Genomic DNA, 13,809 nt, shown 5'->3' on the forward strand with positions numbered 1-13,809 from the left:
GCTCCGTCCTGCACACGCCGGACTGTCAGGAAGCCCCGCCCGGCGCGCCACTGCTCGACCTCGAGCACGCCCTGCACGCAGCGGGACACCCATGTACCCGGCGGTGCGGCTGCGCCCAGGAACTCATGGCCCCTGCTGCAAGGCTTCGACCACATCGGCGACGCCGCCGACCCTGACGACGCCTGACACCAGGGGTTGCTTCCTTTGTGCGCCATCCGCCCGCGGCGAGGTCATGGCGCGGCCGACCAGTTGGCGCAGCGTCGCCTCCGCCTCGCGCGCTCTTGTCAGTGCATCCGCCTGCGGCGTAGGTCGTTGACAGTTTCGCCAAACTCGCGTTTCAGGGCCCTGCCGAGGTGTTTGGTGTCGTGTATGCCCCATCGTGCTGCGATCGTCGCCGTGGAGATGTCCGCGGAGGCGGGGTCGAGAAGGTCTCGTCGGATCCGTAGCAGGCGTTCATGTCGGACCCAAGCGACGAAAGTCAGGTCACCGCCTTTGAAGAGGGCGTGGAGGTGTCGGACTGAGATGCGGTGTTGGCGCGCGACTCGTTCCGCGCCGAGGTGGGAGTCGCCGAGGTGGGCCAGTGCGTAGGCGCGGATACGGTCAACGAGGTCGCTGGCGACGGAAGCTCGCTCGGGGGTGGTGTCGGCGAAAGCGGCGAGGAGGAGCGCGGTGAGCGCGTCGGCCAGATGTGTGCGTGCCACACCATGACGGGGGAGGCCATCGTTGACTGCGGACAGTGTGTGGCCGAGGAGTCCGCCGATCGCGTCCTGAGTGGGGATGGGGAACACCGTGCGCCGGCTGATGGAGTTCGCGTATCTGCCGAGACTTGCCCGGGGAACGCAGAGCACGGTCATGTCACTGGGGGCGGCACCGATGAGCCGATACGGCCGGGTGTTGTCACAGGCGAACAGTTCACCGGGTTTTACCGTCGCAGTCCGGTCATCCTGGGTCGCCGTGACCGGGCCGCGGTGGTGAAGATTAAAATGCATCCACTCCACGTCACTGGAGGTAATGCTGTGATTGTCCCGTGTCACCGTTGCGGCGGTGGCCTGGATACGAGCGACGACCACTGGCCCGATGACTGCGTGGTCGACCACGGCTTCAAAACCCTGTGGGCCGGGATCGGTCACCCGCAACGGGGCGAACAAGGCCGAGGCGACTGCCTCGAACGACTCGGTTCCTCTTAACCGGGAAGCCTTGCTGTCAGTCACGCCGATATCCCCCAACCCCTGACTCGCACAGTCACTTTACTGCCGCGTTTGTGCACCGTGCACGAACTGGGGAGTCACGGTGCACGTATTGGTGCTCGCGGGACAAAGATCGCCCGTACGGTCATCGACGAGCCATACACACTCTGAATCTTCAGGTCGGGGGTCTGGTGTGCTCGCTCACTGGAGAAGGCCTGCGACCCTACACAGACGACTCCGGGTGCCGGCTCGGCACAGTGATCCGGGAAAAGGGGGATCTGAAATGCGATCAATTGGCCGATTCACCGCATGGTCCACCACCTTGGCCACCACCGTGGGAGCCACGATCGTGCTCGCGGGAAGCCCCGCCACTGCCGTCGGCGGCGGGTATTGGGGCGAAGTGTGTGATTACGGACGAGCGTGTCTCCACCTTTCGGGCCTGCGCAGTGGCCCGGGGGGACCGTACTGGAACCTTGACGGCTGCGGTGAGCACCCGATCAATGACCACTACGACTACGCGATCGCCCAAGGCAACCCCATGGAGGTCGTCTACAGGGATGACAGGTGGGATTACGTTGATGCCTGGACCGGCCGCACCCTGGACCCCACCAACGTCGTCACCGAAGCCATTGTGTTGTGCTAGTCCACCGAGGGGCGTCCGGGATGGTGCTGTGACGCCTGGATGTCCTTCTGACCCGGAAGTCGCTCCATCCGCGCCTGATGCATAAACGGGCACAACCGGCCCACCCGACCACCGGCCGCACGACGGAAGGAACGGGCTTCCTGCAGCAAACGCGACGTCCGCCGCGACGTCTTCAGGTTGCTCGGCGCAATGACCACTGTGGGCATCGGCCCGCACAGCCGTCCGGAAAAAAAGGGGGATCTGAAATGCGATCAATCGGCCGATTCACCGCATGGGCCGCCACTCTGGCCACCACCGTGGGAGCCACGATCGTACTCGCGGGAAGCCCTGCCACCGCCGACGACGGAGGGTACTGGTCCTTCACCTGTGAATACGGACGGGCGTGCCTCTTCCTGTCGGGCGGTCGCACGACCCCGAACGGATCGGTCTGGAACGTGAACGGCTGCGGTTCCCACCAGATCAACGACTACTTCGACTTCGCCTCTGCCCACGGCAACCACTTCATCGTCACCTACCTGGACAACAGGTGGGATCGAGTTGATGCTTGGACCGACCGGTTGCTAGACCCCTCCAACCTCGCCACCAACGTCTGGGTGTTCTGCTGACTGATCATTTCAGAATGCGCGGAGCCCCCTCAAGCAGATGATGGCGCAGGCGAGTTGGAGGAGTCCTTGGTGGAGGTCGGGGCGTACCTCGTAGCGGATGCGCAGGCGCTTGAACTGGTGCAGCCAGGCAAAGATTCTCTCGACTACCCAACGACTCTTTCCCAGACCGGAGTCGTGCGGGGCGCCGCGTCGAACGATCTTCGGGACGATGCGGCGGCTCTACAGGAGTCGGCGGTACTTGCGGAAGTCGTAGCCTCGGTCGGCGTAGAGGCGCTTCGGTTTGTGGCGGGACGGCTGCGCAGGCCCCGAATGTGCGGAATCGCATCCAGGAGCGGGATGAGTTGGGTGACGTCGTGCCGGTTGCCGCCGGTGAGTGTGATGGCGAGCGGAGTGCCGTGGCGGTCGACGATCACATGGTGCTAGCTGCCGGGACGGCTGCGGTCGCCTGGCGAAGGCCCGGTGTCCGGGGTGGGTGGAGAGGTACTGCAGGCGCCCCCCATTTGAGTGCCCTTACGTGCGGGCCGTCGATCGCGCAGTCGTCCATGTCCAGCAGGCCGGGCACGCCGCAGCTCGGCGAGAAGGAGCTCATGCAGGCGGGGCCATAGGCTCAACCACGCGACTGAGCCAGCTGAACGAAGATGCCGCGCGCTTGCTTGGCTCTCCCCATCATTTCGATGGAGTTCAACGACGTTGACGCTCCTTCGCGCAGCCAGAAGCGTGCCGGCGGCTCGAACCGTCGAGCCGCTCATCCTAAGTCCGATCCACGAGACGGACTCTCTTCTCATACTGGAGGAATCGTCGCATGCTCCGTACCTTGCGTCGCACGGGCGTGGTCGCCGCGCTCTGTCTGATCGCCGGCACTACAGCCGACACCGCGTCGGCATCCTCACAAGCGGACCCGGTGCAGACCTTCCGCAACCTGGCCACGGGAGGCTGCCTCGACCACAACAACATCGACGGAGTGCGGGCCTATCCCTGCAACGGTGGCGCCTGGCAGCAGTGGAGTGTCCACGTATGGGGCGACAGCACCCGACAGCTGCGGAACGTAGCAACCGGGAAATGCCTCGATTACAGTGAGCTCGGCGGCGACACCATCGTGGGATCACCCTGCAACACCAGCACGTCTGAGAGCTGGTACGTGCTGTACCAGGGCGTCGGCGGCATCGCTTTCAAGAACCAATTCAGCGGTCGATGCTTGTCTGCGAACAGTGGATACATGCACCTCAGTTCCTGCGACCCGAACGACCGTGCGGAGAGCTGGTCCTGAGGAAACGTCCGGGGTGGGTGAGGCCCAACCCGGCGAAGGCTGCGTCTAAGCCGAAACCATTTACGGAGTCGAGACAAGGCGCCTTGCCCACGGGCGTGAGAGGTAGCCCGTACGGAGGAGACAGCGCGCTGTCGGCATGGCGGCGGGCTCTCCGTGGGTCGTAGAGATTCGTTGGGGGTCTGGCTGCCGCCAACGCCGGGCTTGTGTGCACCATCGGTGCTTCGGCCCGACCCCCTTGTAGGTGAGAAAGGGAGGCGTTTGTACGCGACTTTGGGAGTCGCTCCGGGGCCCCGACGCGTGATCAATGTCGAGGAGTTCGGGAGTCACCGGAGCGGTCGTCTGGCCTGGGCGTAATACGGCTTGCCGGTCGCGGTGATCGTATGGAGATGCATCGAACTCCGCCGGAATCCCTGGCGCTGGGTGGCGTGCACGTGGAGACTGGCTGGCGGCGTTGTCCGAGCGGCGCGCCCACAGCCGAACCCCACTGGTGGATCAAGGAGTTCAGATGCGTCTGCGTAAGCGTGCGGTTGCTGCCGTGTTCGTGGCCACTGCGGCCTTCATCGCCCTCGCCCCCCAGGCCGTGGCCGCCCCCATGCCCTGGGAGACCAGCAAGACGCCCGCGGCCACCACCCACGACACTGCCTCTCCGGCGGCTGGCGAGAACGGCATGGTCACCGTGCTGTGCAGTGGCAGCTGCTACGAGTAGGAGGCCGCACGCACTGACCGCCCCAGGTCGCCCGCCGACGTGGGGGTGACTTCCGAAGTCGCGTACGTCAGGTACTCACGCGAGTGCGCGACTCCCGATCCCACGTCGCTACTCGCGTACATAGCCACCAGAGGCTGGGGGCGGTGCCCGGGCCAGAGTGGCTTCGGCACCCGATGTCGACGACCAGAGCGGAGACAGAGGGAGGGCGTACGGTTTCCCCCCAGGAGGGCGGCTTCTCCGGGGGCGGAGCGTGATGTTGTTACCCGGCTGTCTCGGATTCGGTCCGCCATTCCCGTACGGCCGCTGCCAGGTACCCCTGCAAGGGGTGTGGCATCGGCCTGCCGGTGGCGGCCGCCGTCACGGCTTCGGCCACGTGACGCGGTTTGATGTTGGCGTGCTGGGAGACCGTCACCAGGATCTCCCACGCCCCTTGCGGAGGGCAGCCGTAGCCGGCCATCACCACGCCGCGGGCCATATCGATGACTGGGCGGCTCTCCATCGCCTGCTGGAGCTGTTCGTTCTCCTGCAGCAGCTCCACGCCTGCCCGACTCACCGGCCACGCACACACCGTCCACCGGGATCAAAGACCAGGAGCAGGGCCTAGACGGCCCTGGCCCCCGCCAGTGCCGGGGAGGACCATTGCAGGAGTTGCCGCCGGGCCTTCCGTGGATCGCAGAAGTTCGCGGGGGACGGTCAGCATCTGCGTGCGACCACCCAACGACGCCAGGCCACGCCAGGTCACGGACAACTACCGGCCGCAGCCCCACATCCGACGCGGCGTCAGCTCTGCCTCACCTTTATGGGGGATGGCGTTCATGAACGGCTGGCGGGACCCTTTGCAGAACCCTTGAAGACCGAAGACCATCGCAGGGCCCGGTTCGCGTGTGCACGGCCGGGCTCGCGCCGTGAGGCGGCGCGGATGCCTCAACCCCGCACCCGCGCCGCTCCGGCTCCCGGTGCTGCGTCTACCAGCGCATGCCCAACTCATCGAGGGCGGTGCGTCGTTCCGCGCTCAGCAGTGATGAAGGATCTCCGTATCGTGTACGAAGTCGCTGTAAGTGAGGTTGGTGTCGCTCACGTAGACGTTGCGATTGCCGGTGTCGTCATCGGTGCGCAGCCAGATGACGCTGCCGTAGCTGCCATTGCTGTACCAGGCGCCTTCCACGTAGCAGTAGAAGTAGTTGACCCCCTTGTACAGCGTGCCTGCATGACTTGAGGTCTGTGCGTCCGGTGTCCAGTGCGTCCACTGGTCCTGGGTCGTGTAGAAATACTCCTTCTCAAAGGAAGCCGCTGCGGTGGGAGGTGTCTGGGCCTTTACTGGTGTAGCTGTGGCTGATCCTGTGATGCCGATGGCGGTCATGGCCCCAGCGGCGGCGACCGCCGCAAGTTTGAGCAACATCAGTTCGAGTCCTCTTGTCAGGTCGTTGAAGCTTCTGCACTACCGGCAGACGCCGGGCGCGCGACGCGCGCCTGGTCACGGAACCGCCCAGCCGTCAGCCGATCCAGTGCCGTGAGACTTGCGTCGCCGTCAGCACCATCGTGCTGCCGGGTCTGGTGGCCGAACAGCTCACTAACCGTTCACCCATGGCCGGTTCACATTCCAAAGCTATGGCCGGACGTTGTGGCCGCGGATCGGCCCCGAGAGCGACCCGGCTTTAGGACCCCAGGAGGACCGAGCCACATCCTCCCCCTCGAGGAGGAGATGGCAGATGGGGGAAAGCTCCCATCTGCCCTGGTCAACCCCGACGACGTCGACGCCTGGCACACCAGCTGAGCCGAAGCACGGAAGTTGACACTCCAACGGGCCTTGCGACAGGTGGCGTTGGCGCTGGGCGGACAAGCGGGCGAACGCCTCGCCGAGCACTTGGCCGTCCCGGTGAGCGGACCCACGCTGCTGCGGCTGATCCGCGCCATGGACCTGCCGGAAGTACCCGAGCTGACCGTACTCGGTGTGGACGAGTTCGCGTTCCGCCGGGGCCGGCGCTTCGGCGCCATCCTCATCGACATGGACAGCCGCCGCCCCGTCGACGTTCTGCCCGACCACACGGCCGACACCTTCGCCGGCTGGCTCCGCGAGCACCCGCACATCGGCACGGTCTGCCGTGACCGCGGAGGTGCCTTCGCCGAGGGCGCCGAACGCGGGCAGCCCGGAATGCCGCAGGTCGCGGGCCGATGGCACTTGCTCCACAACCTCGCCACCGGCCTGGAAAAGACCGTCACCCGACACCGCTCCTGCCTGAAGCCCCCCGAGATCGAACCGGCTCCCGTCCAGACCCGGGAGTCCGACGAAGAGTCCGCCTACGGGCGCAAGATCCGAGAACGGCACCGCGACGTCCAGGCCCTGTTCCAGCAGGGCCTCACCATCGCCGTGGTCAGCGCGCGTCTCGGGCTCGACCGCAAAACGGTAAGGCGATACGCAAAGGTCGCCACCGCCGAGTCACTGATGCGCGAGCGGCCCAGACGCACCAGTGCACTGACTCCCCACAAGCCGTATCCTGCGCGCCGCTGGGTCGAGGGATGCGACAACGCGCAGACCTGCGCGACGAGATCGCCGCCCGCGGCTACCTCGGGGGCCGCAAGAGCGTCCGACGATTCCTTAACACCCTGGCCCGGTACAACGGCCCCCGAGCCGTCCCGCCGCCACCACCCGCGGTCGCCGATGTCGTCCGGTGGATCATCGGACGGCCAGAGAACCAGAACGACCAGGCCCGCCAGGACCTCAAAGACGTGTGCGGTCGCTGCCCGGAGAATGCCGAGGCCTGCCGCCTGGTCCGCGGCTTCGCCACCATCCTCCGCCGCCTCGACGGTCACCGGCTCGGTGAATGGCTCGCCCAGGCCGACGAATCCAAGGTGAAGGAGATCCGCACCTTTGCGAACGGCCTTCGCAAGGATCTCGCGGCCGTCACGGCCGGACTCACGCCCCCGCTGAGCTCCGGTGCTGTCGAGGGCAACGTCACGAGGATCAAGCTCCTCAAGCGGCAGCACTATGGCCGGGCCGGCTTCAACCTGCTCAAGAGACGCATCCTCCTCGCTCGTCGACCCCGAGCTTCACGGAAAGTGCCGAAGAGCCAGAACGACATGGCCGTTGACAAGCTCGCGGGGGATGGCCATCGTCTGCGTGCACCCGAGCAACGACGGCAGGCCGCAGCAGGTCACGGACGCCCCGGCTGCGACATATGCGGAACAGTCCGGGCGCGCTGCTGTCACCTGTGCGCCAACAGGACTCTCGGTGATCCCTTCACTGGTTGCCGCCCCGATCGGATTCGAGGCCAGTGGCCAAATCTGCTGACCAGGCGCCAGCCGTCTCAAACGCGGTCGTTTTGCGCTCAGCCGCCCCGGATGGAGGCAAGTAGGTTCAGTAGCTGGTATGCGCGGCGGCCGTACAGGAGGGTCAGAATCAGTACCCCGCACCCGCCGACGAGGTAAGTATGGGCTCCGTCGGGCAGAGGCAGGAAGGCCGCACCCAGGGCGGTGGCTGCGAACAAGGAGGCTGCTGCCGCCAATCTGATGGGTTCCCAGTCTCGAGCGGGAGACAGACCCTCGAGGTGAGGGGGGTCCACAAGCGCACCTATGCGGCCCTCCGCGACGCGACGGGCGATGGTCATGAGGAGACTTGCAAGCTCGGACAGGGCCTGTGTGCCCTCGTTGTCGATGCGTGCCTCCGCGCGGTGCAGCGCCGAGACGACGAGGCCGGCGTGCGTCTTGAGGAGGCGGCGGCGGTGCGAGCGAGCGATGAGATGGCCGCTGGACCGGTGCAGCTTCATGATCTCGGCTTCTGTGCTTCTCAACTGACGTGCGAGAAGGCGTAGTTCGCGGGGACGATGGCGCCACGGAGAGCGGTGAGCCTTCGCGCACCCGTCAACCGCCCGTGCCAGCAAGGCAATGGGCTGGACGCGGCGTCGTACGGTCGTGACCGGCACAGCACCCCAGGGCCGACCCAGCATGAACCCGCATGCGACGATGAACGGTCCGATGGTGTAGGCAAAGAGGAAGAGGATGAAGACCGGCACCACGAAGGCGATGCTGAGGAAAGTCACGGCGGCAGCGAAGTCACCGGGCCAGGAGTGAAACGGGCTCGCCGCGGTGAAGGCCCTCTCAAGGTCGCCGGCCTGTCCTTTGACGTCCGCATGCAAGGCCCAATGCAGGCCCTTGGCCGCCCACCATGTCACCCAGAGCGTCCCGAGCACCTGGACAGGAACCACCAGTGGTACCAGGAAGCAGTGCATGCGGAGTGCGACCCTGACCCTCCCGGGCGCCGGAGGCAGGCCGAGCGTCGAAAGACTGCCGTCCAGCTGTGCGATCGCCTTGTCGGCGTCACGACGTGTCTTGCGTACGAGGTGCTTCCATAGACCACCGATCACGATGCCACATCTTGGCAGTCCAATCCGATCGGTGTTTGGGCGCGGTCCTCCTCGGCACTCACCGCCGACAGCAATGCAGTCGGACGCGGAACGTAGCGTGGGCGGCAGGGACGACCGGTTCTCGTCAGTGCCAGCTGCTCGGTACGGTGCGTTTGGCACGGAGCAGCCTGCTGAGGGGGAGCACTGGTGGACTGGGCGATGACCGATGACTATGCCGCGATCACGACGTCCATCATGGCCGCCGTCCAAGTGATCGCTACCGTTCAATTCGAGCGTCTGCTTCGAGAGTGGACCACGCCCGTGCTGACGTCGATAGAGCGTAGGTGGGCCGCTCAGGACACGGTCATAGCGCGTCTGAAGGCCGGCGAGGAGCCTACGCGGCAGGAGCTGGCCACGCTGCGCGAGACAACCCTGCTGCACCGCCAGGCGGCGGGGCGCGGCAGGAACGACGTGCTCAAGTTCGGTATCACCGGAACGCTCTGGGCGACGCTGTCCCTGCTCATCGTGCTGACCATCGCCAGGATCCTTCGATGGTCGGCGACCCCTCATCACGGCCCGGCGCCGGAACTGGCCTCTTTCGTCTTCCTCACCACCATGGTGTCTGTGGGGGCCCTGGTCCTTGCCGTCATCGTCGGCGTGCTGGCGCGGATCGGCAGGAACGCCTACGTCGACGACAACCGCCAGAAGGTGCTGAGAGATCACCTTGAGGAAGTGAACCGCCGTCTCATCGCGTACGGAGAATCCTTGGACACCACTCCTGCCGGGGACGATGGCAGCTCAACCACGGGTGCGCAGACCGGTGGATAGCGCACGCGACCGCGGGCCAGCGCCTCTACGCGCACAGCTGCCTCGGGCGCTACGGATGGCGGATCCCCGGTTGCCCAGTCTGCAGGCGGGGCCTGGCCCGGTCTGAGGACGCTGGTCAGGGCACCTCCAGCGTCGGTGATGGGTCGCTGGAGTTGATGGCCGCCCTGCAGGAGTCGGTGCAGCAGGCGCGGGCCTTCCGCGGGGAGGCGGGGGACGCCGACGTGCACGACCTGTCCCGGGCGAAGAAGATCACGGCCAAGAAGACCGCGAAGAAGACGGCGGCCAAGAAGACGGCGAAGACCGCCAAGAAGACGACCGCCGCGAAGACCGCGAAGAAGAGCACTGGTAGGACTGTAAGACGTTCGGTGTAACTCCCGATCATGGATGATGCATCGATGACCAGTGACGACCGTTTGATCGAGGAGCTGGTGGGTCGGGCTCAGGCTGAGGGCGTGCAGGCGACTGGCGGGGGCGGGCTGTTGCAGCGGCTGGCCAAGCGGCTGGTGGAGTCCGTCCTGGTAGGCGAGGTCACCGGCCATTTCGGCTACGGCAAGCACGATGCGGCCGGGGAGATCGGCGGCAACTCCCGCGACGGCAGAAGCTCCAAGACCGTGCTGACCGGGGTCGGCCCGGTGGGGATAGCCGCGCCCCGCGACCGTGACGGTTCCTTCGAACCGAAGATCGTCAGGAAGCGGCAGAAGCGTCTGGCCGGCGTCGACGAGAGGGTCATCTCGCTGGCCGTGAAAGGCCTGACCACCGGCGAGGTCCAGGCCCACCTGCGTGCCGGTGCGGCGGAGGTCTATGGCGCCGACGTCTCCCGCCGGATTATCTCTACCATCACAGACAAGGTGCTGGAGGGCATGGCCGAATGGCAGGGGCCGTCCCCTCGACGCCGTCTATCCGGTCGTCTGACGCCATCGACGTGAAGATCCGTGATGGCGCGGTGGCCAATCGGCCGATCTGTGTGGCTCTGGCCGTCACCAGCGAGGGCGGGCGCGGGCTGCTGGGGTTGTGGGCCGGTGACGGCGGCGAGGGCGTCAAGCACTGGCTGCACATTCTCACCGAGGTCACAAATCGCGGCGTCACCGACGTGTTCATGCTGGTCTGCGAGGGGCTGGAGGGCCTGCCCGAAGCGGTGGAGGCCGTCTGGCCGAGGACGATCGTGCAGACCTGAGCGGTCCACCTGCTGCGGAACTCGTTCCGTTACGCGGCACGCCAGGACTGGGACAAGACCGCCAAACACGCAAGCCGGTCTACACCGCTCCGACCGAGGAGGCCGCCCTGGACCGGTTCGCCGAGTTTGCCGATGCCTGGGGCCCGGAAATATCCGGCCGTCGTGAAACTCTGGGAGAATGCCTGGGGGGAGTTCATCCCAGTCCTGCGATTCGACACCGAGATCCGCCGCATCGTCTGCACCACGAATGCGATCGAGTCGGTGAACGCGCGGATCCGTCGGGCAGTGAAGGCCCGCGGGCACTTGCCCGACGAGCAGGCCGTGTTGAAGTGCGTCTGCATGGCGATCATGTCCCTCGATGCCACCGGCAAAGGTCAGGCCTGCTGACCCAGGCGGTGGAGCCAGATGCAGAGCGCGTTCGGTATCGCCTTCGGCGGCCGCCTTTCAGCGGCCGGTCAGTGATCGCGACTACCCGGTTGCACCACTTGTTTGGCAGTCCCGGTGCGGGTGCGGGTGCGGGTGCGGGTGCGGGTGCGGGCCGAGTGTAGGGCGGTTGGTGTCCATCCGGCCGAATGTTCTGCTCAGGGTCTTGGATGGGCCGCCAGACGGGTGCTGACGGCTCATCGCGCGGGCGGGTCTGAGGGGGGGCCTGTTCGATGCCGGTGGGCTGCGGGGTCAGCCGGTGATGGGGCCGACGACTTGGGGGGATTTCGAACAGGTTGCCGGTGTCTCCGGTGTGCAGGAAGGCGACGTTGCTGTTGGCGGGGAGCTGTCCGCTGCGGGCGTGGTCGAGCATTCCGGCGAGTCCCTTGCCGGTGTAGACGGGGCCGACGAAGACGCCCTCTGCCCGGGCCAGTTCGCGGATGGCTGCTGTGCTTTCGGGGGACGCGACGGCGTATTCCTCGCCGATGAAGCGCTGGTCGATGTCGATCTCGGCTCGGATCGTCGCGTCGTCGGGTACCGGTGCACCCAGGGTGGCCAGGACTGCCGTGGTGCGTTCGACGATGACGCCACGGTTCATCCGGTTTTCGTCGTCGAGACGCTGGATGGCGATGGACCGGAGCTTGACCGGTGTCCCAGGCTCAGCTTGGCTGCCAGCATCCCCGGTAGCGCGGTCCCGGTGCCGATCGTGTGGTAGACGTGGTCGAGTTCGACTCCTGCGGCGTCGGACTGTTCGAGTATTTCCCGGAGCGTCACGGCGTGCGCGATGTAGCCGTCGGGGTGCGCGCCTCCGGCTCCGACCACGAGGACCTTGTGTCCCTGCGCGTCCAGCTCTGCTTTGCGTGCGGCGATGGTGTCGGTGACCCGTGCAGCCTCGTTCGGGGCATGCCATTCGTTGCCGCTGATGTTGATGACGTGGGTTTCGACCCCCATCGTCTTGTTGAGCAGATAGTTGCCGCGGAACTCGCCGAGTTCGCCATGCCGGGGCACGTTCCGCGTCAGCACCAGGATCGGTGTGATGCCTGCGCTCAGGCAGGCGGCGGCGAACTGCAGGCCCGAGTTGGTCAGGTAGGCGCCCTGGGTGATGACGTGCGTCACGCCGTTTTCGAGGGCCCTTCCCAAGATGAATTCGGCCAGCCGCATCTTGCTGCCGCTGATCGCGCTCGGCCCTGCCAGGTCCTCGCGCTTGAGGAAGAAGTTCCTTCCGTACGCCGCCGACAGGTTGGGCAGGGCGTGGAACGGGGTGGGGTAGAAACCGACCCGGCGTCGGGGGAGTTTGCTGATCGCGGCGTCGAATTGCGTGATGTCCATGCGTCCAGCCTCGCCACATGCCTGCATTAATTCAAACAATGAGTTCTTCTTGGTCGATAAGCTAGCCTTAAGTTCATGTCGTGGTTGTTCGATCCCAGGCACCTGGTGACCCTGGAGGCTGTCGTGCGGCTCGGCTCGTTCGCGGCTGCTGCGGACGAGCTGGGGTACACCCAGTCCGCGGTCTCGCAGCAGATTGCGGAGCTGGAACGGCGGGTCGGCGCGCGGGTCGTGGTCCGGCGGCCGGTCCGCGCGACGGAGGCCGGGCAGGTCCTGCTCGACACCGAGGCCGCGATCAGCGTGTCGATGACTCGCGCTGCTGCCGAACTCGATGCTCTGGCGGACGGTACCGGTGGCGAGGTGCGGCTCGGCGCGTTCATCTCGGCGGCGGCCTCCATCGTCCCGCCCGCGCTCGCACGCTTGCGTGCGACTTATCCGGCGCTTCAGCTGACGCTGCGCGAGCTTGAGCAGCGCGAAACGCATGCGCTGCTGTTCCGGGGAGAGATTGACCTGGCGGTCACCTTCGACTACGAGCACGCTCCCGGGCCCGTGCCCGCCGGGCTCCTGCAGGAGCACCTCGTGGACGATCCGATCATGGTCGTGCTTCCCGCCGGTCATCCTCTGGCCGGATCCGCCAGTGTCACCCCCAACGATCTGCCGTCGGACGCGTGGATCAACACCGCCGTCGACTTCCGCGACTTGGCGGCCTCGCCGCTCGGCGGTGTCCGGGGAAGCGGCCAGCGTTTGGACTTCGACGGCATGGACTTCCGCACGGCGCTCAATCTCGTTGCGGCGGGGCTCGGTGTCGCGCTGTTGCCGCGGTTGTTGCTGTTGGACGCTCCGGCGAGTGTCGTGGTTCGGCCCTTGCGGCAGCCCGCCATCGTCCGTCGTCTTTACACCTGCCGGCTCGATACGAGGGGCGTGAGCGCATCGATCAGGCGGCTGGAGACGTACTTGCGGGAGACGGCCGCGGAAGTCTGAAGTGCCGTGCGGCTGGAACCTCGCCGCGATGGCCGGCCAAGCGGGACTCTCGCGAGCTTCTTCGCGGCCGCCTTCCGGGACATGGTCGGCCAGACCTTCAATGACTACCTCACCGGGTGGCGGGTGACTGTCGCCCAGGAACGGCTGCGAGCAGGCGACTCCATCGTGCGTACGGTCAACTCCCTGGAGTGCTCCAGCGCCGCGGCCTTCTCAAGGACGTTCGCGCAGCGAACGGGCCAGTCGCCGCGTCCATGGGCCACGGAGGCGGCCCGATGACCGCACTGAACCATTGGCTTCCGCGCTTCCGCCACCCGGCTACCCCTTAGAGG

16 protein-coding genes and 3 pseudogenes are annotated in these 13,809 nt (G+C 66.3%); 12 read left to right on the plus strand and 7 right to left on the minus strand.

What is annotated here, in order from left to right:
- Positions 1-284: 284 nt before the first annotated feature.
- On the minus strand, positions 285-1,211 hold the full coding sequence (locus MQN93_RS43210; RefSeq protein ID WP_242713842.1) for an AraC-like ligand-binding domain-containing protein: 927 nt from the start codon (positions 1,209-1,211) through the stop codon (positions 285-287).
- 298 nt (positions 1,212-1,509) lie between these two features.
- Between MQN93_RS43210 and MQN93_RS43215 the strand changes: the two genes are divergently transcribed.
- Positions 1,510-1,830: a hypothetical protein gene (locus MQN93_RS43215; protein ID WP_242713843.1), complete on the plus strand. Its 321-nt coding sequence runs from the start codon at positions 1,510-1,512 to the stop codon at positions 1,828-1,830.
- 245 nt (positions 1,831-2,075) lie between these two features.
- Complete coding sequence (locus MQN93_RS43220; protein ID WP_242713844.1) at positions 2,076-2,435, plus strand: hypothetical protein; 360 nt, start codon at positions 2,076-2,078, stop codon at positions 2,433-2,435.
- A gap of 9 nt (positions 2,436-2,444) precedes the next feature.
- Here the strand turns inward: MQN93_RS43220 and MQN93_RS43225 are convergent.
- Positions 2,445-3,040 (minus strand): annotated as a pseudogene (locus tag MQN93_RS43225) (IS5 family transposase); the annotation flags it as partial.
- Between the two features lie 197 nt (positions 3,041-3,237).
- Between MQN93_RS43225 and MQN93_RS43230 the strand changes: the two are divergent.
- Both MQN93_RS43230 and MQN93_RS43235 read left to right on the plus strand, forming a co-directional pair.
- On the plus strand, positions 3,238-3,702 hold the full coding sequence (locus tag MQN93_RS43230) for an RICIN domain-containing protein (RefSeq protein ID WP_242713845.1): 465 nt from the start codon (positions 3,238-3,240) through the stop codon (positions 3,700-3,702).
- 505 nt (positions 3,703-4,207) lie between these two features.
- On the plus strand, positions 4,208-4,408 hold the full coding sequence (locus MQN93_RS43235; RefSeq protein ID WP_242713846.1) for a hypothetical protein: 201 nt from the start codon (positions 4,208-4,210) through the stop codon (positions 4,406-4,408).
- A 259-nt stretch (positions 4,409-4,667) separates the two neighbouring features.
- Here the strand turns inward: MQN93_RS43235 and MQN93_RS43240 are convergent, their stop codons facing one another.
- Together MQN93_RS43240 and MQN93_RS43245 are read right to left on the minus strand one after the other, a co-directional pair.
- The gene (locus MQN93_RS43240; protein ID WP_242713847.1) at positions 4,668-4,946 is read right to left on the minus strand and encodes an ANTAR domain-containing protein; all 279 of its coding nucleotides are present in this window, start codon (positions 4,944-4,946) and stop codon (positions 4,668-4,670) included.
- A 474-nt stretch (positions 4,947-5,420) separates the two neighbouring features.
- Positions 5,421-5,807, minus strand: coding sequence for a hypothetical protein (locus tag MQN93_RS43245; RefSeq protein ID WP_242713848.1), 387 nt, complete (start codon positions 5,805-5,807; stop codon positions 5,421-5,423).
- Between the two features lie 513 nt (positions 5,808-6,320).
- Between MQN93_RS43245 and MQN93_RS44515 the strand changes: the two are divergent.
- Positions 6,321-6,635, plus strand: a pseudogene (locus MQN93_RS44515) (ISL3 family transposase); the annotation flags it as partial.
- Positions 6,636-6,925: 290 nt separating this feature from the next.
- The gene (locus MQN93_RS44520) at positions 6,926-7,834 is read left to right on the plus strand and encodes a transposase (RefSeq protein ID WP_372504539.1); all 909 of its coding nucleotides are present in this window, start codon (positions 6,926-6,928) and stop codon (positions 7,832-7,834) included.
- Here the strand turns inward: MQN93_RS44520 and MQN93_RS43255 are convergent.
- Complete coding sequence (locus tag MQN93_RS43255) at positions 7,735-8,769, minus strand: hypothetical protein (RefSeq protein WP_242713850.1); 1,035 nt, start codon at positions 8,767-8,769, stop codon at positions 7,735-7,737. The genes MQN93_RS44520 and MQN93_RS43255 overlap by 100 nt on opposite strands.
- A gap of 186 nt (positions 8,770-8,955) precedes the next feature.
- On the opposite strand from MQN93_RS43255, the gene MQN93_RS43260 reads away from it, so the two are divergent.
- From MQN93_RS43260 to MQN93_RS44130, 4 genes and pseudogenes are all read left to right on the plus strand, one after another.
- Positions 8,956-9,576 (plus strand): hypothetical protein, encoded by a 621-nt coding sequence (locus MQN93_RS43260; RefSeq protein WP_242713851.1) that lies wholly within the window; start codon positions 8,956-8,958, stop codon positions 9,574-9,576.
- A gap of 155 nt (positions 9,577-9,731) precedes the next feature.
- The gene (locus MQN93_RS43265) at positions 9,732-9,947 is read left to right on the plus strand and encodes a hypothetical protein (RefSeq protein WP_242713852.1); all 216 of its coding nucleotides are present in this window, start codon (positions 9,732-9,734) and stop codon (positions 9,945-9,947) included.
- A gap of 24 nt (positions 9,948-9,971) precedes the next feature.
- Positions 9,972-10,502, plus strand: coding sequence for a transposase (locus MQN93_RS44125; protein WP_278191841.1), 531 nt, complete (start codon positions 9,972-9,974; stop codon positions 10,500-10,502).
- 38 nt (positions 10,503-10,540) lie between these two features.
- Positions 10,541-11,137, plus strand: a pseudogene (locus MQN93_RS44130) (transposase).
- Here MQN93_RS44130 and MQN93_RS44135 read toward each other — a convergent pair.
- Both MQN93_RS44135 and MQN93_RS44140 read right to left on the minus strand, forming a co-directional pair.
- Complete coding sequence (locus tag MQN93_RS44135) at positions 11,097-11,771, minus strand: pyridoxal-phosphate dependent enzyme (RefSeq protein WP_278191842.1); 675 nt, start codon at positions 11,769-11,771, stop codon at positions 11,097-11,099. The pseudogene MQN93_RS44130 and the gene MQN93_RS44135 sit on opposite strands and share 41 nt — an antisense overlap.
- A complete protein-coding gene (locus MQN93_RS44140) occupies positions 11,768-12,502 on the minus strand; it encodes a 1-aminocyclopropane-1-carboxylate deaminase/D-cysteine desulfhydrase (RefSeq protein WP_278191843.1) in 735 nt (244 codons plus the stop codon). The genes MQN93_RS44135 and MQN93_RS44140 overlap by 4 nt, the downstream gene beginning before the upstream one ends.
- Positions 12,503-12,577: 75 nt before the next feature.
- Here MQN93_RS44140 and MQN93_RS43280 point away from each other — a divergent pair, with 75 nt between their 5' ends.
- Both MQN93_RS43280 and MQN93_RS44525 read left to right on the plus strand, forming a co-directional pair.
- Positions 12,578-13,480 (plus strand): LysR family transcriptional regulator, encoded by a 903-nt coding sequence (locus MQN93_RS43280; protein ID WP_242713853.1) that lies wholly within the window; start codon positions 12,578-12,580, stop codon positions 13,478-13,480.
- Positions 13,481-13,486: 6 nt separating this feature from the next.
- Positions 13,487-13,756 (plus strand): helix-turn-helix domain-containing protein, encoded by a 270-nt coding sequence (locus MQN93_RS44525; protein WP_330280854.1) that lies wholly within the window; start codon positions 13,487-13,489, stop codon positions 13,754-13,756.
- Positions 13,757-13,809 lie beyond the last annotated feature (53 nt).

The organism is Streptomyces spinosisporus (assembly GCF_022698145.1).
Taxonomy (GTDB): domain Bacteria; phylum Actinomycetota; class Actinomycetes; order Streptomycetales; family Streptomycetaceae; genus Streptomyces; species Streptomyces spinosisporus.